The 22,742-nt window shown below is 69.8% G+C and carries 22 protein-coding genes; 13 read left to right on the top strand and 9 right to left on the bottom strand.

Annotated features, from left to right (window positions below; all coding sequences use genetic code 11):
- Nucleotides 1–267: 267 nt before the first annotated feature.
- Nucleotides 268–1,587 (bottom strand): S8 family serine peptidase, encoded by a 1,320-nt coding sequence (locus tag Ahu01nite_RS51310; RefSeq protein WP_203835777.1) that lies wholly within the window; start codon nt 1,585–1,587, stop codon nt 268–270.
- A gap of 280 nt (nt 1,588–1,867) precedes the next feature.
- On the opposite strand from Ahu01nite_RS51310, the gene Ahu01nite_RS07965 reads away from it, so the two are divergent.
- The 6 genes from Ahu01nite_RS07965 to Ahu01nite_RS07940 all read left to right on the top strand — a co-directional run bounded on the left by Ahu01nite_RS07965 (nt 1,868) and on the right by Ahu01nite_RS07940 (nt 8,773).
- Nucleotides 1,868–2,218 (top strand): UBP-type zinc finger domain-containing protein, encoded by a 351-nt coding sequence (locus Ahu01nite_RS07965; protein WP_203835776.1) that lies wholly within the window; start codon nt 1,868–1,870, stop codon nt 2,216–2,218.
- Nucleotides 2,219–2,320: 102 nt separating this feature from the next.
- Nucleotides 2,321–2,530 carry a PspC domain-containing protein gene (locus Ahu01nite_RS07960; protein ID WP_203835775.1) on the top strand — a complete coding sequence of 70 codons (210 nt, stop codon included), beginning with the start codon at nt 2,321–2,323 and terminating at the stop codon, nt 2,528–2,530.
- Nucleotides 2,531–2,792: 262 nt separating this feature from the next.
- Nucleotides 2,793–3,575: a cyclase family protein gene (locus Ahu01nite_RS07955; RefSeq protein WP_203835774.1), complete on the top strand. Its 783-nt coding sequence runs from the start codon at nt 2,793–2,795 to the stop codon at nt 3,573–3,575.
- 139 nt (nt 3,576–3,714) lie between these two features.
- Nucleotides 3,715–5,748 (top strand): ATP-dependent zinc metalloprotease FtsH, encoded by a 2,034-nt coding sequence (gene ftsH / locus Ahu01nite_RS07950; RefSeq protein ID WP_203835773.1) that lies wholly within the window; start codon nt 3,715–3,717, stop codon nt 5,746–5,748.
- Between the two features lie 90 nt (nt 5,749–5,838).
- Entirely contained in the window at nt 5,839–7,965 is a 2,127-nt protein-coding gene (locus Ahu01nite_RS07945) for a PAS domain-containing sensor histidine kinase (RefSeq protein WP_239158704.1), read from the top strand.
- Nucleotides 7,966–8,011: 46 nt separating this feature from the next.
- Entirely contained in the window at nt 8,012–8,773 is a 762-nt protein-coding gene (locus tag Ahu01nite_RS07940) for an SDR family oxidoreductase (RefSeq protein WP_203835772.1), read from the top strand.
- A 166-nt stretch (nt 8,774–8,939) separates the two neighbouring features.
- On the opposite strand, the gene Ahu01nite_RS07935 is transcribed toward Ahu01nite_RS07940, so the two are convergent.
- Nucleotides 8,940–9,785, bottom strand: a complete 846-nt coding sequence (locus Ahu01nite_RS07935) for an enoyl-CoA hydratase/isomerase family protein (protein ID WP_239158703.1) — start codon at nt 9,783–9,785, stop codon at nt 8,940–8,942.
- A gap of 92 nt (nt 9,786–9,877) precedes the next feature.
- Between Ahu01nite_RS07935 and Ahu01nite_RS07930 the strand changes: the two genes are divergently transcribed.
- A complete protein-coding gene (locus Ahu01nite_RS07930) occupies nt 9,878–10,273 on the top strand; it encodes a winged helix-turn-helix transcriptional regulator (protein ID WP_203835771.1) in 396 nt (131 codons plus the stop codon).
- Between the two features lie 65 nt (nt 10,274–10,338).
- Nucleotides 10,339–10,704 (top strand): STAS domain-containing protein, encoded by a 366-nt coding sequence (locus tag Ahu01nite_RS07925; RefSeq protein WP_203835770.1) that lies wholly within the window; start codon nt 10,339–10,341, stop codon nt 10,702–10,704.
- A gap of 1 nt (nt 10,705) precedes the next feature.
- Here Ahu01nite_RS07925 and Ahu01nite_RS07920 read toward each other — a convergent pair whose 3' ends face one another.
- The gene (locus Ahu01nite_RS07920) at nt 10,706–11,569 is read right to left on the bottom strand and encodes an alpha/beta fold hydrolase (RefSeq protein WP_203835769.1); all 864 of its coding nucleotides are present in this window, start codon (nt 11,567–11,569) and stop codon (nt 10,706–10,708) included.
- Between the two features lie 120 nt (nt 11,570–11,689).
- On the opposite strand from Ahu01nite_RS07920, the gene Ahu01nite_RS07915 reads away from it, so the two are divergent.
- Nucleotides 11,690–13,660: a S53 family peptidase gene (locus tag Ahu01nite_RS07915; protein WP_203835768.1), complete on the top strand. Its 1,971-nt coding sequence runs from the start codon at nt 11,690–11,692 to the stop codon at nt 13,658–13,660.
- A gap of 777 nt (nt 13,661–14,437) precedes the next feature.
- Here the strand turns inward: Ahu01nite_RS07915 and Ahu01nite_RS07910 are convergent.
- Entirely contained in the window at nt 14,438–14,995 is a 558-nt protein-coding gene (locus Ahu01nite_RS07910) for an HDIG domain-containing metalloprotein (protein WP_203835767.1), read from the bottom strand.
- Between the two features lie 68 nt (nt 14,996–15,063).
- Nucleotides 15,064–16,077, bottom strand: a complete 1,014-nt coding sequence (locus Ahu01nite_RS07905) for an acetamidase/formamidase family protein (protein ID WP_203835766.1) — start codon at nt 16,075–16,077, stop codon at nt 15,064–15,066.
- A gap of 347 nt (nt 16,078–16,424) precedes the next feature.
- Here Ahu01nite_RS07905 and Ahu01nite_RS07900 point away from each other — a divergent pair, with 347 nt between their 5' ends.
- Nucleotides 16,425–16,652 carry a hypothetical protein gene (locus tag Ahu01nite_RS07900; RefSeq protein WP_203835765.1) on the top strand — a complete coding sequence of 76 codons (228 nt, stop codon included), beginning with the start codon at nt 16,425–16,427 and terminating at the stop codon, nt 16,650–16,652.
- Between the two features lie 290 nt (nt 16,653–16,942).
- The gene (locus Ahu01nite_RS07895; RefSeq protein ID WP_239158702.1) at nt 16,943–17,821 is read left to right on the top strand and encodes an LLM class F420-dependent oxidoreductase; all 879 of its coding nucleotides are present in this window, start codon (nt 16,943–16,945) and stop codon (nt 17,819–17,821) included.
- A gap of 227 nt (nt 17,822–18,048) precedes the next feature.
- Here Ahu01nite_RS07895 and Ahu01nite_RS07890 read toward each other — a convergent pair whose 3' ends face one another.
- The 3 genes from Ahu01nite_RS07890 to Ahu01nite_RS07880 form a co-directional block, all read right to left on the bottom strand.
- Nucleotides 18,049–19,185, bottom strand: a complete 1,137-nt coding sequence (locus Ahu01nite_RS07890) for an acyltransferase family protein (protein ID WP_203835764.1) — start codon at nt 19,183–19,185, stop codon at nt 18,049–18,051.
- 78 nt (nt 19,186–19,263) lie between these two features.
- Nucleotides 19,264–19,683, bottom strand: coding sequence for a response regulator transcription factor (locus tag Ahu01nite_RS07885; protein ID WP_203835763.1), 420 nt, complete (start codon nt 19,681–19,683; stop codon nt 19,264–19,266).
- A gap of 132 nt (nt 19,684–19,815) precedes the next feature.
- A complete protein-coding gene (locus tag Ahu01nite_RS07880; protein ID WP_203835762.1) occupies nt 19,816–20,667 on the bottom strand; it encodes an alpha/beta fold hydrolase in 852 nt (283 codons plus the stop codon).
- Nucleotides 20,668–20,681: 14 nt separating this feature from the next.
- On the opposite strand from Ahu01nite_RS07880, the gene Ahu01nite_RS07875 reads away from it, so the two are divergent.
- Nucleotides 20,682–21,290, top strand: a complete 609-nt coding sequence (locus Ahu01nite_RS07875; protein WP_203835761.1) for a TetR/AcrR family transcriptional regulator — start codon at nt 20,682–20,684, stop codon at nt 21,288–21,290.
- A complete protein-coding gene (locus tag Ahu01nite_RS07870; protein ID WP_203835760.1) occupies nt 21,287–21,622 on the top strand; it encodes a hypothetical protein in 336 nt (111 codons plus the stop codon). Before Ahu01nite_RS07875 ends, Ahu01nite_RS07870 begins: the two co-directional genes overlap by 4 nt.
- 17 nt (nt 21,623–21,639) lie before the next feature.
- On the opposite strand, the gene Ahu01nite_RS07865 is transcribed toward Ahu01nite_RS07870, so the two are convergent.
- Nucleotides 21,640–22,386, bottom strand: a complete 747-nt coding sequence (locus Ahu01nite_RS07865; protein ID WP_203835759.1) for a hypothetical protein — start codon at nt 22,384–22,386, stop codon at nt 21,640–21,642.
- Nucleotides 22,387–22,742: the final 356 nt, after the last annotated feature.

Below are 22,742 nucleotides of genomic sequence, written 5' to 3'. Positions count from 1 at the left end.
GACCCCAGCGCCCCAGCGCCCCAGCGCCCCAGCGCCCCAGCGCCCCAGCGCCCCAGCGCCCCAGCGCCCCAGCGCCCCAGCGCCCCAGCGCCCCGAATGATGAGCTCTGTGCCCAGCATCCCGTGACTGGCACAAGCCCGGCACCGGAAAGCGCCGTCACCCGCAGCCGGCAGATCCCCGGCACGCAAGCCACCGTGACCGGCAGCTCCATGACGGTAAGCCCTTTGACCGGCCTTACCGTGACGGGCTCCGTGGCAGGGTCGGGGGTTAGCCGACCTTGATGGTGTTGGTGATGGTGATTTTGGTGCCGTCGGCGGCGGTGCCTCGGATGGTGAGGGTGCCGGTTTTTGCTGATTGGACCGGGCTGATGAGGCGGGTGGCGGTGCCGGCTCGGCTGACGCGGGCGGTGCCGAGGGCGACGGTTTTGCTGATGAAGATGTTTTTTCGGGGGTAGCGGTACGTCTCGGTGACGGTGACGTTGGTGCCTGGTTTGAAGGCGGCTACGTGGACGGTGATGCGGGTTCGTTTGGTGACTTTGAGGCTGGAGATGGTGACGGTGGGGACGTTGTTGGAGACCAGGGCGTAGGGGTTGACGATGCCTGCGCCGTATTGGGCGTCGGGGCCTGGTTCGCCGGCGTCCTGGGCGGTGGCGGTGAGGGCCTGGCGGACCTGGACGGAGGTGGAGGTGGGGTGGGTGGCTCGGTAGAGGGCTACGGAGGCCGCGACTTCGGGGGAGGCCATCGACGTGCCGGATTTGTAGATGTAGCGGCCTGTTTTGGCGTCCAGGCCGTAGATGCCTGTGCCGGGGGCGGCGATGTCGGCGACGCCGCTGGTGTTGGAGTAGGGGGCGACGGTGCCGTTCTGGTCGATGGCGGTTACGGCGATGGCGCCCGGGGAGGAGGCCGGCCACAGGGCCTGGTTTCCGGTGGTTCCGTTGTTGCCGGCTGCGACGACGACCGGGACGTTGTGCTGGGTTGCGTAGGCGACGGCAGGGTCGTAGACCTCGGAGTAGTCGCCGGCGGCCGAGATGTTGATGACCGTGGCGCCGTGGTCGACGGCGTAGACGATGCCGGTGGCGATCGCGGTGGAGGTGCCTGCTCCGTCCTTGTCGAGGACGCGGACGGGGAGGATCTGGGTGCCGGAGGCGAGGCTGGCGACTCCCTTGGCGTTGTTGGTGACGGCGGCGGCGATGCCGGCTACGTGGGTGCCGTGGCCTTCGGGGTCGGTGCAGCCGTTGCCGGCCGGGTCCAGGGTGTCACCGACGAGGTCCGTGCCCAGGTCGCAGCGGACCTGGCCGGGGGCGAAGTCCTCGTGGGCGGCGTCCACGCCGGTGTCGACCACGGCGATGAGCTGGCCGGTCAGGTCGACTGCGGGGAGGTCGTCGGAGCGCAGGACGTCCAGGGCCCACTGCACGGGCCGGCTCGGGTCGTCAGGGGTCGCGGCTGTGCGTACCGCAGCTTCTGTGGCGTGGCCCGCACTGCCGGGGAGCGCATCGGCCCGTCGTCGCTCCTCGGCCGCGGTCCGGGCCTTGACCTCGACGAACGTCGGCCTTCCCGTGGCGTCGACGAGCTGTGCGAGCGTGGTCACCGTAGCGCCGTCGGCGGTAACCGCAGGGCCAGCAAAGGCAGGGGCGGGGGTGGCCGAGGCCGTGAGGCAGGCCACTGCGAGCGCTGGGACAAGAATCACCGATGGGGTACGCACGACTGAGTTATCGGCTCCGACCGGCAGCAGGGCCAGGTTTTCCCGCGTTTCCGGCGCCGGAGTGGGCAACTAGCACCCCAGCGGCACCCAGCCGGCCCCGCAAGACCGACAGAGTCGGAGACTGGGCGGACCTGGAAGACTGGGCGGACCTGGAAGACTGGGCGGTATGAAGAGTGAATTCGGGATCCGGCCCGATGTCCCGCCGTCGGGTACCGGCTGCGTCGAGTGTCTCGCGGATGGCGGATGGTGGTTCCATCTGCGCCGGTGCGCGGAGTGCGGGCACATCGGCTGTTGTGACACCTCCCCCTCGCAGCATGCGACCGCCCATTTCAAGGAGACCGGGCACCCGGTGATCCGGTCCTTCGAGCCCGGTGAGAGCTGGTTCTACAGCTTCGAGACCGATGACGCCGTGGCCGGGGAGCACCTCGCGGCCCCGCAGCACCACCCGCTCGAGCAGACGGTCCCGGGGCCTGAGGGGTCCGTGCCCGACGACTGGCGTCACCACCTGCACACCTGAGGATCTCAGGGTCGGGTCAGGGGCGGATCCCGATGTTTCTGGGGTACGCGGGCGCCCACTCTTGAGAGGTCAGCACAGTGAGTGACCCGAAGGGCAGCGACCATGAACTCGTTCTCCGATTCGATGACCCGTCAGGGCCTGGTCCGGCCGCGTGAGGGCCGCATCCTCGGCGGTGTGTGCGCGGGGCTGGCGCAGCGCTTCGGCCTCGACCCGTGGCTCGCACGCGCCATCTTCGCGGTGACCCTGCTCGTGATCCCCGGCAGCCAGTTCCTGATCTACCCGCTGCTCTGGATCCTGATGCCGTCCGCCTGACCGTCACGAGCCGGCGGCCGGCGGCCCTGACCGACAGGCGGCCCTGACCGACAGGCGGCCCTGACCGACAGAGGCCCTGACCGACAGAGGCCCGTGGCCGGCCGGCGGGCCTGACGGAACAGGGACCCGTGACATGCGGGCCTGGTGGAAGCAGAGCCCGTGGCCGGTAAAGCATCGGCGCTCCGACCGGGTCTGCGGTGGTGATGCCCCGCGGACCCGGATCGGGGACGTGCGCAGCCGCGTACCGGTCTAGGGTGCGGGTATGTGCACCCATTCGCTGAGCCGCCGCGCTGCCCTGACCGGAGCCGCTGCCGCCGTCGGGGGGATGGCCTTCGGCGTGCCGGCGGCCGCGTCCGGGAAGCGGGGTCTTGCCGACCTCACGTACCCGATCACCACGGCGTTCCCGCCGTTCGCCGACGGTGAGGAGGCTCGCCGCAGCGCGTACACCACGATTGCGGATGATGGTTATTACATGCAGGAGTGGCGCCTGGTTGAGCACACCGGGACCCATGTGGACGCGCCCGGCCACTTCACCGAGGGCGGGCGGCTCTCCACCGAGCTCACCCCCGACGAGCTGATCACGCCGGCCGTCGTGGTGGACATCGCGGCCAAGGCCGCGGAGAACCCCGACGCTCAGGTCACGGTCGCCGACCTCAGGGCGTTTGAGCGACGGTACGCGAAAATCCCGCGCGACGCCGCTGTGCTGATGTACTCGGGCTGGGGCGTGAAGGCGGGCTCGACGGACGCGTACCGCGGCACGGACGCCCGGGGTGTCCTGCACTTCCCCGGTTTCAGCGCGGACGCCTGCGAGTGGCTGCTGGAGAAGCGGCACATCCGTAGCCTCGGCGTCGACACGCTGAGCATCGACCCGGGGGATTCCGAGGAGTTCCCCGTGCACGTGACGCTGACCGGCGCCGACCGTTACGGCCTCGAGAACCTCGCCAATCTCAGCTCCATCCCCCGGCACGGGGCGACGATCATGGTCGGGCTGCTCCCCTTCGAGCAAGGCTCCGGCGGACAGGCCCGCATCTTCGCGATGTGGTGACCGACCTGGCGAGCGCTGTGGTGAGCAATCCGGCGAGCGCTGTGGTGAACGATACGGTCGGTGATGCGGTCGGCGATGTGGCGAGTATCGCGGATCACGAGGGCGGGCCACCGGCGGTTTGCAGCGCTAGTCTCGCGTCATGACGTCCCCGAAGGACCCCGCTCCCCCACCGCCCTGGAAGGTGGAGGGACACCCCGGTGGCGCGCCCGGCACCCCGGCGCCGAAGCAACGCCCGGCCTGGATGCGGTTCGGGTGGCTGCTGCTGGCGCTGCTCGCCGTCAACTGGATCGTCTCGTCGTTCATCCTGGCGCCGCCCGAGCGCACCGCCGTCTCGTACACCTACTTCCTCACCCAGGTGGACGCGAAGAACATCGGGGACATCACCTCGACCGGGGACACCATCGAGGGCAGCATGAAGAAGGAGGCCTCCTACACGCCGGTCGGCGAGAAGAAGGCCGAGAAGGTCACCCGGTTCACCACGCAGCGCCCGTCGTTCGCCGACGACAGCCTGTTCACGAAGCTGCAGACCGACGGCGTGCAGGTCAACGCGAACCCACCGGACGCGCCCGCGCCGATCTGGCAGCAGCTGCTCGTCGGGTTCGGGCCGACGCTGCTGCTGGTGGGGCTGCTGATCTGGTTCCTGCGCCGGGGTGCCGCCGCGGCCGGTGGCGGTGGCATCGGCGGGTTCGGCCGGTCTCGGGCCAAGCTTTACCAGCCCGACACCACCACCCGCACGACGTTCGCCGACGTCGCCGGGATCGAGGAGGTCGAGCAGGAGGTCACCGAGATCGTCGACTTCCTGCGCGAGCCGGAGCGCTATCGCAAGCTGGGCGCGCAGATCCCGCACGGCGTGCTGCTCTCCGGCCCGCCCGGCACCGGCAAGACGCTGCTCGCCCGGGCCGTGGCCGGCGAGGCGCAGGTGCCGTTCTTCTCGATGTCGGCGTCGGAGTTCATCGAGATGATCGTCGGTGTCGGCGCCAGCCGGGTCCGTGACCTGTTCGACCAGGCCAAGAAGGTCGCGCCGTCGATCATCTTCATCGACGAGCTGGACGCGATCGGCCGGGCCCGCGGCGGCGCGCAGTCGCTCGGCGGCAACGACGAGCGCGAGCAGACCCTCAACCAGATCCTCACCGAGATGGACGGCTTCACCGGCAGCGAGGGCGTGGTCGTGCTGGCCGCGACGAACCGCCCCGAGATCCTCGACAAGGCACTGCTGCGCCCGGGCCGGTTCGACCGCCGGGTCACGGTCAGCCCGCCCGACCTGGACGGGCGCCGCAAGATCCTCGAGGTGCACACCCGGGGCGTCCCGCTCGGCCCCGACGTCGACCTGGCCGCGATCGCCTCGACGACGCCCGGCATGGTCGGCGCCGACCTGAAGAACCTCGTCAACGAGGCAGCCCTGCTCGCGGCGCGGCGCAAGCACGAGACCGTCGTCGGCGCGGACTTCAGCGACGCGCTCGAGAAGATCGTCCTCGGCACGGTGCGCGGCATCATGCTGACCCAGGACGAGCGCCGCCGCACGGCGTACCACGAATCGGGTCATGCCCTGCTCGGCATGCTCACCCCCGGCGCCGACCCGGTCCGCAAGATCTCGATCATCCCGCGTGGCCAGGCGCTCGGCGTCACGTTCCAGAGCCCGTCCACCGACCGCTACGGCTACTCCGCGGAATACCTCAAGGGCCGCATCATCGGTGCGCTCGGCGGGCGTGCGGCCGAGGAGGTCGTCTTCGGCGACATGACCACCGGTGCGGAGAGCGACCTCGACCAGGTCAGCAACATCGCCCGGCAGATGGTGGGCCGCTGGGGCATGTCCGAGGCGATCGGCCCGGTGACGGTGCTGCCCCCGCCGGGCAGCGAGTCCCCGCTCGGTCTCGACGGCGTGGCCCCGGCCACCAAGGAGCTGATCGACGCCGAGGTCCGCAAGATCGTCGAGGAGTGCTACGCCCAGGCGCTCAGCCTGCTCGGCTCCCATCGCGACCAGCTGAGCCGGTTGGCGGAGCGGTTGCTGCAGTCCGAGACCCTGGACGAGGACGACGCGTACGCCGCCGCGGGCATCGAACGCGACAAGGCCCCCGGTGCCGTGGCCCGCGGCGAGGTCCCCGGCACCGCACCGGCCCCGGGACTGCCGCCGGTGACGGTTCGCGACGAGGACGGCGTACCCATCGCGAAGTAGATTTTCTGGAAAGCCCACTTTCACCACAAACTTCGCAAATCTCGCCTAACGTCCCTCAGTGAGGGCAGGCGGCGAGAAGTCGGAGCTGACGTGGATGCTGAGCTGGACTACCGGCGGCTGTTCGAGTGCGCACCGGTCGCACTGCTCGCGATGGCTCCGGACCTGACGATCGTCGCGGTCAGCGACTACTACCTGACGACGACCGGCGTCAGCCGGGAGATGCTCCTCGGCCGCAAACTCTTCGACGTGTTCCCCGACGATCCCACGGACCCCGATGCTTCCGGGGTCGACAACGTGGGTGGGTCGCTGCGACGGGTTCGCGAGCAGCTCGCCATCGAGGTCATGCCGATCCAGAAATACGCCGTGGCCGGCCACGACGACGAGTTCACGAACCGGTACTGGGCGGTGATCAACGCGCCGGTGCTCGGGATTGACGGTGACCTGACGTTGCTCATGCAAAGGGCCGACGACGTCACCGAATACGTACGCGCGAAGCTCGGGGACGTCTCCCAGCAGGACCTCGCGGACGCGCTGCGGCCGACGTTCCAGGCCGAGTCGGGGGTCTTCACGCGGCAACGGCTGCAGGAACAGAACCAGACGCTGATGGCCGTCCTGAACAGCCTCGACACCGCCGTCGTCGGCTGCGACCGCGAGGGCCGGGCGGTGCTGACGAACCGCAGCGCCCGGGAGCTGTTCGCGCTGCCCGACCACACGGAACCGGTGGACCACTGGGCCCGGCGGTACAGCGGTTTCGTCTTCTCCGACGCGGTCGGCAACGTTCTCGCGCACGACGACCTGCCCACCCAGATGCTGCTGCGCGGCGAGCCCGTGCACAACATGCTGATCGTCGCCAAGGCCGACGGCGTCACCGCCCGTACGCTGCGGATCCACGGGGAGCCGGTCACCGACGGTGGCCAGCTCGCCGCCGTGATCGCCGTACACGAGATCACCCGGGCGAAACGCGCCGAGAAGCTGAAGGAATGCGAACGGCTGATCGCCCACCTGCTGTCCAAGCCCGAACCGCCCGACCATCTGCTCAAACAGGCCGTGGAGCACATCGGCGACATGCTCGGCTGGACGGTCACCGAGTTCTGGACCGTCGACGCCGTCGGCGAGGTCCTGCGCCGCAAAGCCCTCTGGTCCGGCACCGGCGACAATCAGGATCTCCCCGACCGGCTCCACAAAGGAATCGGCATCCCGGGCAAGGCCTGGGCAGTCACGGATCCGATCTGGACGACCAACCTCGCTGCCGACCCGGCCGCGTTGCAGCAGACCGCGCAGTGGCTCCCGCTTCGATCCGCGCTCGCGGTTCCACTGCCCAGCGGGAACATCGTGCTCGGCGTGCTCGTCTGCTACAGCGACAACTTCGAGACCCCCGACGACATGCGCACCGCTGTCATGACGGGCATCGCCGCGCACCTCGGTGAGTTCCTCGAACGCCGGCGCGCCGAACAGTACGCCGCCGAGCTCGAGGCCACCCGGGACGAGTACATCGCGCTTGTCGGGCACGAACTGCGTACGCCGCTGACCGCCATCCAGGCCTACACCGACATGATGCGCACCGACCCCGGCCTCTCCGCCGAGGAGCGCGGGCAGATGCTCGACGTGATGCACCGGCGCGCCACGGACCTGCACACCCTGATCGCGAAGCTGCTCGACGTCGCGGGCACCCGCTCCGGGCACATCGCCCTGCAGCCCCGGCGCATGGACCTGGCGGAGATCGCCCGGGAGGCGGCCGACAACGCCCGTGCCGGCAACCCCGCCGCGAACGTCGACCTCACCGCACTGCCCCTGGTCCCGATCGACGGCGACCCCGAACGCCTCCGCGAAGTCATCGACGAGCTCCTGCGCAACGCCCTGACCTGGGCCCCGCCGGACAGCACCGTCGGCATCGTCGTCCACGCCGACGAAGACACCGCCGTGCTGTCGGTCACCAACACCGGCGCCCGCATCCCCGCCGACGAGCATGTCCGCATCTTCGACCTTTTCTACCGTACGGGCGACAGCCTGCACCACGGCCTGCCCGGCACCGGCCTGGGCCTCACCCTCGCGCGGGCCATCATCGAACAGCACGGCGGCAACCTCACCGTCAGCGAACCCGACGAGGCCGCCACCACCTTCACGATCTACCTCCCCGCCGGCAGCGGCACCACCCACCACCCCGCCCACACCCCGGGTGAATCCCTCAGCTCGCAGAAGGCCGTCCCGCTGACCTGAGGTAAATCGATTGCCCGGCCGAGGGCCGTCGGCCAGGATCCTGGCCATGGCAGAGCTTTCCCGGCCGGTAGCGCTCATCACCGGCGTCGGCCGTACGGCCGGCATCGGCGCGGGGATCGCCCATCAGCTCGCGGCCTCCGGCTGGGACATCGCGTTCTCCTACTGGGTTCCGTACGACGAACGTATGACCTGGGGCGCCGAGGCCGGCGCTGCGGAAACCATCAGCGCCACGCTCGCCGGGCAGGGCGCCGCCGTCGCCGCGATCGAGGCGGACCTGGCCGACACGTCCGCCCCGGCCGCGATCTTCGACGAGGCGGAGCGCCGGCTGGGCCCCGTCACCGCCCTGGTGATGTGCCACTGCGAGTCGGTCGACTCCACGATCCTCAACACCACCATCGAGAGCTTCGACCGCCACTTCGCCGTCAACACCCGGGCGACATGGCTGCTGATCCGCGAGCACGGCCGCCGGTTCCGCGGCATGCACGGCGCCGGGCGCATCATCGCCCTGACCAGCGACCACACCGTCGGCAACCTGCCGTACGGTGCCAGCAAGGGCGCGTTGGACCGGATCACCCTCGCCGCCGCCCACGAGCTGGCACACCTCGGCATCAGCTCCAACGTCGTCAACCCCGGCCCCATCGACACCGGCTGGATGAGCGACCCGATCCGGCAGAACGGCATCCGGCAGACCCCTCTCGGCCGCCTCGGCACCCCGCAGGACACCGCCCACCTCGTGGACTTCCTGTGCTCACCCCAGGGCCAATGGATCAACGGTCAGCTCCTGCTCAGCAACGGCGGCTTCGCCTGACCCGGTCCGCACCGCACTCGCCGCGGATCTGGCCGCACCCGTCGCACACACCCTCTTTGGCATCCTAGGAGGCTAGTTCACCGGCCTGACCCTGCGGCCTGACCCTGCGGCCTGACCCTGCGGCCTGACCCTGCGGCCTGACCCTGCGGCCTGACCCTGCGGCTGCCTACGCCGGCAGGTGGCGGAGCAGGCCTTCCAGGTCGCGCTCGCCTTCACGGGTCTGGGCGCCGTGGGCCAGCCCGCCACCGATCAGCCGGGCCGCCGCCGGACGACCGATCAACCCCGCCCAGGCGTCGTGCTCGCGCAGCAGGCCCTCCCCCAGATCAGCGGGGACGATGGCTCGCTTGGCCGCCTCGATCACTCCGTCGGGGAGCGCCGCGATATTGCGGGCGAGCCGGTCGACGAAGGCGTCGAGCTCGTCCGCGGGCAGCGCCCGGTTGATCCAGCCGTAGCGCTCGGCCGTCTCCGCATCGAACAGATCGGCGCCCAGCACCACTTCCAGCGCGCGGTTGCGGCCGACCCGTCCGGCGAGGTATTGCGTGCCACCGCCGCCGGGGACGATGCCCATCAGTGCCTCGACCTGGCCGAGCCCGGCACGCCCGATCGCGGCGAACGCCATGTCCGCGGCGGCGACGAACTCCGCACCGCCGCCGCGGGCCTTGCCGGCCAGCTTGACGATGGTCACCTGGGGCTGGTGGCGCAGCATCTCCCCCAGGGCCTGGAAGACGTTGACCCCTGCCGGGGCGGTGGCGGCCAGGCCGGCGAGGCTGTCCGGGGTGACGGTCATGTCGACGTGGGCGATGAAGAATTCCGGGTCGGCGCTGTCGAAGACGATCACCCGGACCTCGTCGTCGTCCCGCAACGCGGTCAGCAGGTCGCGCAGGTCGGTCATGAGCGCGACACCCAGGACGTTGACGGGTGGGTTGTCGAGGGTGACGCGGGCGATACCGGGTTCGCGGGTCACGTGCAGGGTGGCGTACATAATGATCCTTGGTCCGTATCTGGTAGGCATCTAAGTTCCTGATGTATACCTACGGTGCGGCCCCGGCCGATCAAGGTCAATAACGCACTTCAGGCATCGCAAGGATCACGGGGGATACCGGTATGCCCACGTCCGACACCGTTTACGAATCCATCGCGAAGGGCGGCACCGTCTTTCGCGCCGACTGCCCCAGCCGCCCGATCCTCGACCAGATCGCCGACAAGTGGTCGATGATGGTGATGGCGGTCCTCGAGGAGCCACGCCGCTTCAACGAGATCAAGCGCCGTCTCGAAGGCGTCACCCAGCGGGTCCTCACCCAGACCCTGCGCCGCCTGGAACGCAACGGCATGATCGAACGCCGGGTCCTGCCGACCGCGCCGATCGGCGTCGAATACTCACTCACCCCCCTGGGTGAATCCCTGCGCGAGCCGTTCGGCCGCCTCTACGACTGGACGGTCGCCCGCGCCGGCGAAATCCAGGCAAGTCAACGCGACTACGACACCCGGGCAACGGGCTGAGCGACCGGGTGCACGGGACGCCGCGTGCCGAGCAGACGATCAAGATCGCGGCTATCCTCGGGCAGATGTCCAGTAACACAATCGTCGCGTACGAGGATGTCACCACCGACGGGCTGCTCACCGCGGTGCTGGAGGGCGATCTCGACCTCGACAGCGCCGATGAGGTGCGTGACAGCCTCGCCGCCGCGGCCACCGGCACCGGCTGCCGCTACCTGCACGTCGACGTGGGCCGTCTCGGCTTCATCGATTCGTACGCCCTGGGCGCCCTCGTCAGCGCCCGCAACAGCGCCGCAGCCGCCGGTGTCACCCTGACCTTGACCAACGCGTCGTCGCCGGTGCGCAAGGCCGTGCAGGTGACCGGTCTCGCGCACGTGTTCGGCATGCCCGCCGAGACCGAACCGGCCGAAAAAGCGGGCAGATCCGCGGAGTAGTTCAGGCAGCGTTGCGGGCGATCGCCGCCGTGATCCGCGGCCACAACTCGCGCGGCAGGTCGTGGCCCATGCCCGGGATCGTGAGAAGCGTGGAGCCGGGGATCGCCGCGGCCGTCGCCCGGCCCCCGCTCACGTCGATCAGCGGGTCGTCCTCGCCATGGATGACCAGGGTCGGTGCGGTGACCCGGCGCAAGGCCTGCGTACGGTCCGGGGAGGCCAGCACCGCCGCATATTGCCGCAGCGTCCCCAGGGGCCGGTAGGCCCGGTCGTACTTGGCCGCCGCACGCGCGGTCAGGTATTCCTCGGTCGCGGGGTAACCCGGCGAGCCGATCACCCGCGAGCCCGCCACGCTGCCCGCGATGACCTCCTCGCGGCTGGCCGACGGCGGACGGCCGATCATCGCGGCCGCCTCGGGGCGCGGACGCCCGACCGTGAAGTCGCCGGTCGTGGACATGATGGAGCACAGGCTCGCGACCCGGTCCGGGTAGTCGATCGTGAGCTGCTGGGCGATCATCCCGCCCAGCGACGCGCCCACCACGTGCGCCCGCTGCACGCCGAGCGTGTCGAGCAGGCCCGCGGCATCCGCCGCCAGATCCGCGATCAGGTAGGGCGCCGAGGAACGGTCACCGCCCATCAAGGCGGGGATATCGGGTACGCCGGAATCGTCGAGGGCTGTCGAAAGTCCCGCGTCCCGGTTGTCGAACCGGATCACGTGGAAGCCGTTCGCGGCGAGCTGTTCCGTGAACTCGAGCGGCCAGTCCGTCAGGTGCGCCCCGAGGCCCATCACCAGCAGCAACGCGGGCGCCGCCGGATCTCCGTGGGTCTCGTAGGCCAGCTCGACGCCGTTGGTTTTCGCGACCGGCACGTTCTCCCCTTTTCCCGCGTACACGTGGACGTTCACAGCATTTCAGATCTTGACCGGAAGCATCGACAGGAGTTGGGTGGCTCATACAGTTACACCTCTCATTGAGGGAGACCCCGGAAGATGCTGATCCCTTCAACACTGAGGTACCGGATCACGGCCGTCGTCGCGGTGGGCGCGGCAGCCGTCTCGGTCCTCGGCGCGGCGCCCCCGGCGTCGGCGCGCCCCGGACGGCACACCATCAGCGGCAGCAAGCCGAAATGGATCGCCCGTGCCCAGCAGGCCGGCACCCCGGCCGCCGCCAGCACCATCCAATTCGGCCTGCTGCTCGCCATGCGCGACCAGGCCGGTGCGGAGTCGTCGCTCGCCGCACTGTCCGATCCGGGCAGCGCCAGCTATGGCAAATGGCTCACCGGCACCCAGTTCGCGTCGCGCTACGCCCCCGCCGCAGCCGACGTGAAATCCGTGTCGTCCTGGCTCACCGGCCAGGGCTTCCAGCTGCGCGACACCCTCGCCGGCGGCCTCTACGTCGAGGCCTCCGGCACCACCGCACAGATCAACAAGACCTTCGGCACGACGGTGCGTGACTACACGTACGAGGGCAAGACGGTGCACGCCAACAGCACCGACCTGTCCCTGCCGGAGGACGCCCCCGCCGTCGTCACCGGGCTGCTCAGCGGCGTGATCGGGATCGACCAGGGCTCGCTGCTCAAGGAGCCCGCCGACACGCTGCCCCCGCCCGGAGCCGGCTTCCGCGCGGCGACGCCGTGCTCGTCCTACTACGGCGAGAAGACCGCGACGACGCTGCCCAAGGCCCCGGACGGCAAGAAGGCGCCGTACGTCGTCTGCGGCTACACGCCGAAGCAGTACCAGGAGGCGTACGGTGCCACCGACCAGATCAAGAAGGGTCTGGACGGCAAGGGCGTAACGGTCGCCGTCACCGACGCCTACGCGTCGCCGACGATCGTGCAGGACGTCGCCAAGTACAACAAGAAGTACGGCCTGCCCGCCTTCAAGCGGGGCCAGTTCAGCCAGATCACACCCCCCGCGGACGGCTACGCCTACACCGAGGAATGTGACGCGGCCGGCTGGTACGGCGAGGAGACCCTCGACATCGAGGCCGTCCACGCCATGTCGCCCGGTGCCAACATCGTCTACGTCGGCGGCACCGACTGCGTCACCGGCCTCGACGAGGCCTGGGCCGAGACGATCGACAACCACGTCGCGGACATCATCACCAACTCGTGGGGCTCCGGCACCGACGACATCGAGCTCCTCGGCGCCGAAGCCGTCAAGTTCTACCAGCTCTTCTCGCTCGAGGCAGCCCTCACCGGCATCACGGTCGACTTCTCCAGCGGCGACGCCGGCGACCAGACCGCCGGCGGCACCGACCTCGCCGCCAAATCGGTCAGCTTCCCCTCGGACCTGCCCTTCGTCACGAGCGTCGGCGGCACCAGCGTCGGCATCGACAAGAAAAACAACCGGGTCTGGGAGTACGGCTGGCAGAACGCCTACCAGAGCCTCAGCAACAACGCTTGGGGCGCCTCGGCGTACAGCTCCGGCGGTGGCGGCGGCACGAGCATCCTGTTCGAGCAGCCGTTCTACCAGAAGGGCAAGGTGCCCGCCTCGATCTCGAAGTACTTCTCCGCGACCCCGGCGCGCACCACCCCCGACATCTCCATGCCGGGCGACCCCAACACGGGCTTCCGGGTCGGCCAGACCCAGGAATTCCCCGACGGCACCTACTACGACGAGTACCGGATCGGCGGCACCAGCCTCGCCTCCCCGCTGCTCGCCGGCCTCCAGGCGGTAGCGAACCAGAAGGCACGCCACGCCCTCGGTTTCGTCAACCCGCTGTACTACGCCAAACTCGGCACCTCCGCACTCAACGACATCAAGGCCCCGAAGAAGGCCGTCTACGAGGCACGCGCCAACTACGTGAACTCGGTCGACCCCTCCGACGGACGGGCCTACATCCTGCGGCAGGTCGACGTCCAGACGACGACCATCCACAGCACCCCGGGCTACGACGCCGAAACCGGCGTCGGCGTCCCCGGTGAGAAGTTCTTCTCGGCGGCCCCCAGCCGCTGGTAACGAAACCCGGGCGAGGCCCCCCAAGGCCTCGCCCGGCCCCGTTTCACGCACATCCCGGCCGGCTCCCCAGCCACGCCGCCCCGGCACGCTACTCACCGGTCCGTTCCGATGTGCCGCGCCGCGCTGATACCGATACGCTCCCGGTTCCCACCGCGATGAGCCGCTGCCGGATCTTCCCCGCCGTCGCGCAGCCACCGGGCGGTCGCCGCCGTCGCGAGAGCACCGGGCCGTCCCCGCACTCGCGCAGCCACTGGGCCGTCCCCGCCGTCGCGAGAGCACCGGGCCCTCCCCGCCCTCGCGCAGCCACTGGGCCGTCCCCGCCGCCGTTGCGCAGCCGACGGACAACCCCCGCCCGCCACCGTTGCGCAACCACCGGTCCCTTCCCGCGGTCGCCGGGCATCCCCGCCGCAGTCGCGCAGCCACCGAACCCTCCACGCCGTTGCGCAGCTGCCCGCCACGCCGTTGCACAGCAGCCCGCCACGCCGTTGCACAGCAGCCAAGCCCACCACGCGGTTGCCACAGCCCGCCCGCCGAGCCCCACGCCGTTGCGCGCGAGCAAGGGCGGTCATCGACATTGTCGAGGCCTGGTAGTGCCCCCGCAGCCGCCAACCGCACCGCCGCGGGCGCCAGCCTCCGCACCGCTCCAGCCGCACCGCTCCAGCCGCAGCCGCGTAGCAGGGAGGCCGCAGCCGCCGCAGCCGCAGCCGCCCCAGCCGCACCAGCCGTAGCCGGGAGGCCGCGGGTCAGCTTGCGACGCGGCGCAGGCTTTCCGCGCTGTCAGTGGGCGACGCGGAGCAGGCTTTCCACGCGGGTGGCGGCTTCGAGCAGGTAGGGGCCTCGCAGGTGGTCGACCTTGGCGTTCACCGAGTCGGGGCCGTGACGGAGAAGCATCTCTTCGTGGCGGGCGGCCGGGGTGACCCGGAGCCCGGTGGGGCCGACGGTCTGGTCGGCGTAGGTGAGGGTGTCGAAGAGCATGCTGTCCTCGTAGGGGTACGCCGCGAGGCGCTCGCCCAGGCCACGCGCCGCTGCGACGAAGCGGGCGCCGGAGTGATGGGCGACCTGGGCCGCCACCGAGAGGGGCCAGCCGCGACCGGCCAGGTGGTCGGCGCCGTCGAGCGGGTGGAAGCCGGTGACCTTGATCGGGGCCGCGTAGCCGATGTCGTGCAGCCAGGCGGAGGCGACCAGCGTGTCGTGGTCGAGGCCGAGGCTGTCCGCAAGCTCGCCGGCGCGGTCCGCGACGCCGGCCGTGTGCAGCCACCGGTTGCCCATCGAAGCGAGCAGGTCGTGGGCTACCTCCCGGGCGGCGGTGACGAAGGCCCGCGTCTGAACGCTCATGAACGGATCGTGGCCCGCTCAGATGAACAACAGTTGAATGAGATCTTGCCCAGGACTGAACCACCCTGTCACCGCCCTGAGAGATAGTGCCGCGCGGTCGCCCGCAGCCGTTCATGCACCCCGTCGTAGGCGATTGCGGACCCCAGGTAACGCTTCGCCACCTTCGCGAGCATCGTGTAGTTCGGGTCGCATACGTTGCCCACGGGGGCTTCGCCCGCCTGGCTGATCAACTGGTAGGCGTCGAGCGGATCCAGCCCCGTGAGCCCTGCCGACCAGGTGACCAGGTCGTGCTGGCTGATCCGGTAGGCGTCCTCGAGCGGGCGCGCCGACCCGACCGCCATCAGTGCGTCGTCGGTCTCCAGACGTGGCGTCGGCGTCCCGGCGCCCTTCACCACGTCGACGATCACCACGGTGTTCATCGCCGACTCGATCCCGCTGCCGCAGACCTCCCCGTGCCCCTGCCGGCAGTGCCCGTCGCCGAGGGCGAACATCGCCCCCGGCACATTGACACCGAAGTACGCGGTGACCCCGGCCCGCAGCTCCGGGGTGTCCATGTTCCCGCCGTGCACGTCGGGCACGAGTGTCATCCTGACCTCCCCGGCGGCGGGCGCCACTCCGGCCGTACCGTGCATGGGTTCAAGAGGCAGCTCCACGCTGAAGTCGCCACGCCGGGCCCGGTAGCGAACGGTCCTCGCGGCCACATCGACGTCGTAGCGCCACACCACCTCGTCCAGCGGGGGCTGCAGGGTGGCCGTCGCATGCGTGCCGGTCAGCGCCCCGAAGTGCGGAAACGTCGACGAGATCGCCCAGTCGCGGGCCGGCACGATCTCGACGAAATGCACGGCCAGGGTATCGCCCGGCTCGGCGCCCTCGACGTGGAACGGTCCGGTGACGGGGTTGAGGTAGGGGAACTCGCACACCTTCGACGGCAGGTCACCGACCTCGCGGACCTGCCCGCCGTAGCAGTCCTCGGTGTAGAGCTCGAGAACTGTCCCCGGAGCGACGCGCCGCACGGCCTCACGCCCCCCGAACGTGTATGCGAATTCGCCCGGCTCGGGCCGGTAGCTGACGACATCGGTCATGAAGCGCCTCCTTCTGAGATCCAGCCCACGCGGGCCGCGTCCCGATCAGTCTTGCGTCTCCCCTTAGTGGAGACGCAAGAGTGGACGCAGGACGGAAAAAGGGAGCGATCATGAAGTTCTTCAATCTTTTGCCGGTTGGCGGAACGCGCGGGCCGATCGGTGCGGCGCTCAGGCCGATCGGCGTACGGGCGGCAGCCGATCTTTCTTTGTCGCGCTCCTTGTGCATATGCACGTGCATGAGCCCTTGCAGAACCGGTTGAGCAGGGAAATGCTGGGTTGCAAGCGGCGCGGCCACCGCAGGGGGCGCCGGACAAGCGGGAGCGTGGATGGATCGGAATCGTGGCCCTGTGAGCCCGGTCAGTTGCTTCGCCGAGCCGGATTACCGCTTCGGCGCCGGGCCACTCTGGATGCGGGTGGAGCGGGTCGACTGGAACCGCCCGGTCCGCTACGACGAGGACAACTGGTACGAGGTGGACGGCGTCGAGACGACCTCGGAGGGCCGGGAGATCGGCCGGCGTCAGGCCCTGGTCCGGGCCCGCAGCCTCGGCGCACTACGGCGCAACGCCCGCCCCTGAGCACCCGGGCCAGGCCGCCCCGGCAGGCCTGGCCCCGCGGCCAACCCGGCAGCCCCGACTCCGCAGTCAGCCCGGCGGCCCCGACTCCGCAACTAACTCAGCAGCCCTGGCTCCGCAGGCAGCCCGGCAGTCCTGGGTCCGCAGGCAGCTCGGCAGTCCTGGCTCCACCGGTAGCACGCCAAACCGGGCCGGCATGCATGCAGTACGCCGATCCTGGCCAGCAGGCGGCACGGCGTCTCTACCGCAGCGCCGCTGGAGCCCGGTGGGAGGCGGCGTGGTTGCATCTGATCATGATTAATTTCGGTGCCTTCGTCCCGCAGGGCTGGAAGATGGACCTGGTCGAGATCGCCGACCCGGTGGAGCAGTACGAGGCGATGACCGACGTCGCCCGTGCCGCGGATGCCGGGCCGTGGGACTCGGTATGGGTCTACGACCACTTCCACACCGTGCCCGAGCCGACCGTCAACACGACCTTCGAGGCCTGGACCGTCACGTCGACGCTGGCCCGCGACACCAGCCGGGTCAACATCGGCCAGATGGTCGGGTGCAACGGCTACCGCCAGCCCTCCCTGTACGCCAAGATCGCCTCCACCGTGGACGTGGCCAGCCGGGGGCGGCTGTACGCGGGTCTCGGCGCCGGCTGGTACGAGCACGAGTGGAAGGCGTACGGCTACGAGTGGAAGGAGGTCCCCCAGCGGATGGGCGAGTTCCGGGAGGCCGTCGAGATCGTGCACAAGATGTGGACCGAGGAACGCCCCGTCTTCGCCGGTAAGCACTACTCGATCGACGGCCCGATCAACGAGCCGAAGGGTGTCCGCAAGCCGCACCCGTCGTTCTGGCTCGGCGGCGGCGGCGAGAAGGTCACGCTCAAGCTGGTCGCCCAGTACGCGGACGCCTGCAACGTCGGCGGTGGCGACCCCGAGCTGATCCGCCACAAGCTCGCCGTGCTCAAGGACCACTGCGACCGTCTGGAGCGCGACTACGACCGCATCATCAAGTCGACCGGCCTGGAACTGGATCTCGCCGCGTCGTCAGCCGACACGATCGCCCGGATCGAGAAGATCGCCGAAGCCGGCGCCGACTACGTGATCGTCTACATCCCCCGCGTCGCATACGACCACGAGCCGATGCACCGCTTCGCCCAGGAGGTGATCCCCCACTTCGCCTGAGACCCGGTCCTTGGAGAAGACCCCCTTCGCCCGAGGGCGGGTGACCCAGAGGGGTGATCCCCAGAAGAGGTGACCTCACAACAGGTCACCGCCAGAACAGGTCACCGCCAGAACAGGTCACCGCCAGAACAGGTCACCCCCAGAACAGGTCACCCCCAGAACAGGTCACCCCCAGAACAGGTCACCGCCAGAACGAACCGCTCCGGATCAGAGGCCGGGGGATCGGTTCACCGGGGGCCGGTTCGGGTGAGGGTGGTTTGTGCGACGGCGGCCAGGGCGAGGGGCAGAGCCGGTTTGGGTGCGATGTACGCGTGCCGTGGCCGGGGGACCGGCCACGGGCGCAGTCGCGCGGGGCGTTTGGCGGCCAGGTCCTCGACCCAGCCGAAGACCAGTACTGCCGTGGTGAGGAGGGTGACCGCGATCGCGGAGAAGACGAGGTAGATCAGGGCGCCCTGGCCCGCGTCCCAGAGCATGATCCGGTCGCCGATGAGGATGGCGACGGTGATCACCACGTTGTGCCAGAGGTAGATGGTGACGGCTCGGTTGTTCAGGGCGGCGATGATGCGCTGGACCAGTGGCATGCGGGCGAGCCAGCCCATGGCCGGGCTGACACGCAGGAGGGCCAGGACGAAACCCATGGAGTAGAGCGCGTGGGCGAGGGGGAACGGTACGAGGTCGAGGCCGCCGGGGCCGGGATGCTCGACGACCCAGCCGAGGCTGATCAGGGTGCAGCCGGCGACGAGGGTGGCGACCAGGGCGGGGTGCAGTTTGCGCAGGTCGCCGTCGCGGTGGGCGAAGCCGAGCAGCCAGCAGGGCAGGAAGGTGAGGACATAGCCGATGGTGCGTACGGCGTTGTTGCCGGTGGCCAGCGGTTCGGTGTGCAGCAGGGCGAGGGCGATCAGCGGGACGGCGATCGTGAGCAGTCGCTGGCTGCGGTAGAGACGCAGGAGGAGCGGTGACAGCAGGACCAGCCAGAGGTACGTGGCCAGATACCAGAGCACGCCGGCGCCTTCCGCGCCGACGTCACCGATGCCGTGGCTGGCGGGTGGTGTGGCCAGTGGCACGACCCAGAGCAGGAGCCCGGGCCACGACGGCCGGTGCACCCAGCCGGCGATCAGCATCAGCGGGACGAGGATCAGGCCCATCACCCAGAGTGCGGGCAGCAGCCTGCGGACCCGGCCGCGGACCACGGTGGTGCCCGCGGAGCGGTCGAGCGAACTCGCCATCAGCGAACCGCCGAGGGCGAACATGACGCCCATCGACGGGAACACCAGCGCCAGGACGGCGTAATGGAACGCGTGATAGGCCACGACGCGCACGATCGCCACCGCACGCAGCGTGTCGAAATAGCGATCCCTAACCACCGGCACCCCTGCACTTTCAGGTTGATCAAACTAACCGACAGTAGCGGAATGCTGGGGGATGCCCCTGGCCCGAACGGCTCAGGAAAAGGGGCGGGCGAGCAGGGTGTGTACCCGTCTGAGCAGCTCGTTCGGGCTGAACGGCTTGGTCAGGTAGTCGTCCGCGCCGATGGCGAACCCGAGGTCGATGTCGTACGGGCGGGCCCGCGCGCTGAGGATCAGCACCGGAATGTCCGCCGTCGCCCTGGAACGGTGGATCGCGTGACAGACAGTGAGCCCGTCAAGGCCCGGCATCGACACGTCGAGGATCATCAGACCTGGCAGCATCTGCTCCGCGAGGTCGAGCGCCCGCTGCCCGTCCGGCACGGTCAGCGTCCGGTAACCCGCCCCGCGCAGTTTAAAGGCGACCAGGTCACGGATGTCCTCGTCGTCATCGGCGACGAGGATGCTGGGCGGCGCGGGCGGGCGAACCCCGTCCCGGACCAACAGGTGCTGCTGCATGGAGAAGCTCCTCTCGAATGGCGCCCCCATCGGCACCCTCCGCGCGCATCCAAGCCGACCCCAGGTTGCATCCCTGGAGCACCCACCGCCCCCGGGCGACCCACCCAGCAACACCCCCGGAACGCCGGGCGGTCAGCCGACGGTGACGCCGTCGGCGACCCGGCCCCACACCGCGGCGGGGAAGGAATGGCCCATCGCCGGGTAGACCTCGGAGCGTGCGCCCGGGATGCGGCGGGCGAGTGCGGCGGCGGCGGCCGGGCGTACGATCGGATCGTCGGCGCCGTTGATCAGCAGCGTCGGCACGGAGATCTCCCCCACCCGCCGGCTGAGGTCGCCGGCCCCACGCCCGGAGGCCATCTGCCGCCGGGTCCCGGCGGGGTCGCGTCCGCCGCGTGCGGTGTCCAGCTCTGCGGTCCGTCGTGCCCACTCCTCGTCGAACGCCTCCCGCGGCGAGGCCATGGCCCGTGCGATCGCCACCGTGACATCCGTCGGATCAGGTCCGGCGCGCCTGGCCGCCCGCACCAGCCCGAGAATCCCAGCGGGCTTCAGATAACGCAGCGTGTCGATCTGCCGCCACGGTGTCGTATAGAGCCCGACGATGCTGCGCACCCGCTCGGGATGCAGGATCGCCGTGGCCATTGCGAGCGTGCTGCCCAGCGAGGCGCCGATGACGTGCGCGGACCGCCACCCGACGGCGTCCATCACAGCGAGCCCGTCAGCGACCATGTCGGCCGTGGTGTAGCCCGGTATGCCCCGCGTCGAAAGCCCCGAGTCCCGGTTGTCGAAGCGGACGACATGGAACCCCCGGTCGGCGAGGAGCTCGCAGAACGCATCCGGCCACCAGATCATCGAGAAATCAAGGCCCATGATCAGGAGCAAGGGCTCACCGCCGGCGACCCCGAAGCTTTCGTACGCGATCTGCGCGCCATCGTTTTTCGCGACCTGCACCCCGTACCCCCCAAATTTTTTGTAATGCACTCGCATGATAAAAACATAGCGTGCCCCGCCTTGTCGACCACGAAGAACGCCGCCGCCACATCGCCCAGGCCCTCCTGGGGATCGCCGGAGCCCAGGGGCTCGAAGCGGTCTCGCTGCGCGAGGTGGGTCAGGCGGCCGGCGTGTCGATGGGCACTGTCCAGCACTATTTCCCGACAAAAGACGCGATGCTGGTGTACGCGCTGCAGCACTGGCTCGCCCTCGCCGTCCACGAAGGATTCACCGCCCGCGTCCGCAAGCGCTTGCCGCCCGGCGCCCCGCCCGCACCGCCGGTCATCCTCACGGCCCTGGCCGCGGAGTACCTGCCCTACGACGAGCCGAGCCGGATCGACGCCCGCATCGCAGCGGCCTTCGCAGCCCGCGGCGCGGTGGATCCCCAGGTGGCGGAGGCCCTGCAACCGGCGTTCGCGGGCCTGGTCACCACGATCAAGACCGTCCTGGGCCACACCGATCCCGCGCAGGCCTGGCATTTCGCCGCCCTGCTGGACGGGCTACGCACCCCGGTCCTGCTCGGCGCGCTCCCCTACGAGGAGGCCCTGTCCATCGTCCGGCGCCATCTGGACGCGACGCCGTACGGCGCGATCAATGAACGAGGTCTGCGCACAGAGTGATCATCGCGGCGGTGCTCGTCGGCGCCGGGGTCGCAGGTGTCCTGGTCAACGAGGGGCTGGACCGCGCCGAGAAGTGGGTGTCCATCGTCGTCGGCGTCCTCCCCCTGACGCTCGCCGCAGCGGCCTGGCACGCGACCCGCACTACCCAAACGCCAGCCCGCGCTACCCAAACGCCAGCCCGCGTTACCCAGGCGCCGGCACGGCGCGCAACCCGGGCGGCGGGCCCTGGAATTGCACAAACGGGCAAGTACCGCGTGGACGTCCATAATTCTCAGGGCGTGGCCGTCGGGGACCACGCCACCCAGCACAACTCGTTCGACGACGCACCTTGAAATGCTCCCTGAGCAGCTCATGCGGGAATTCGTAACCCACGGCCCCGGCGGCGCAGCAGGCAACAGTTCTCGGCGTCGTCCAGAAATCCGGGCAGGTCGCGGGGCAGGTCGCTCTCTCTGCCCAGCATGATGCGGATGCCGTGCTGCCGCGCCCAGGCCAGACCACCACCGTGCAGCCCCAGTGCGGCGAACGCCAGCAGCACGGCGACAGCCAGGTCCATCGTCGGATTACGGTTGTCGTCCGGCTGCAGCAACCGGATGACAAGAGTTAGGCAGTACGACGCCAGAAACGCACCGAGTGGCCGGGTGACAACACTGTGACGGGCCCCGGCTCGGACCGTGGCCCAGGACACCAGCAGCACACTCGCCATGACGAGGCTGTTCCCCAGCCACCATTGCAACCCCAGCGGCACCAGGACAGCGAACAGAACCTCGTCCAGCGCCGGGCCCGCGAGGACGGCGACGATCAACGCCAGACGCTTCGCCACCGGCGTCGACCGGGTGGCCAGGCGCCGGAGGTGCCACGTGATCCGCACCGTCCGCGGTGCGGTGCGACCGGGGCGGCGGGCCACTGCCCGTACCAGGCCACCTCGCCGCGGGGCCGCGAGCACCGCGACACCGGACACCACCCCCGCGAGCAGAGCGCCGTAACTCCAGAGGGTGACGGCGGCGTCGACCCCGACCAGCCACGCCACGGCGTAGAAATGATGGACAACGGCGTTGACAGCGAGGATGAGAAAGGCTGACGCGCCGACGATCGTCACAGCGGCTGCCCACACCCGTAACGCGTTGCGGCGCGACGCCTACAGTGCGGCTTCCGGCATCGCGGACGCGGAATTTCCGACCGTCGTGGTGAGACCCTGACCCGTCAGCAGCGCCGCCATGATGAGCAGGGATACCGAGGCCGAGCCGAAGATACCAGCGGCGGCGGGCGACCGGAGAGATCTCAGACCGCACGGAACGGGCGACTCTCAGAACGCACGGAACGGGCGACTCTCAGACCGCACGGAACGGGCGACTCTCAGACCGCACGGAACGGGCGGCTCTCAGATGGGCGCAAGCGATCATCCTGCGCGGAACGGGCGGCAAGTGATCATGCCGCGCGGAACGGGTGACAAGC

The sequence above is a fragment of the Winogradskya humida genome (assembly GCF_016862215.1).
Taxonomy (GTDB): Bacteria; Actinomycetota; Actinomycetes; order Mycobacteriales; family Micromonosporaceae; genus Actinoplanes; species Actinoplanes humidus.
This window is presented reverse-complemented; position numbering and strand designations above follow the sequence as displayed.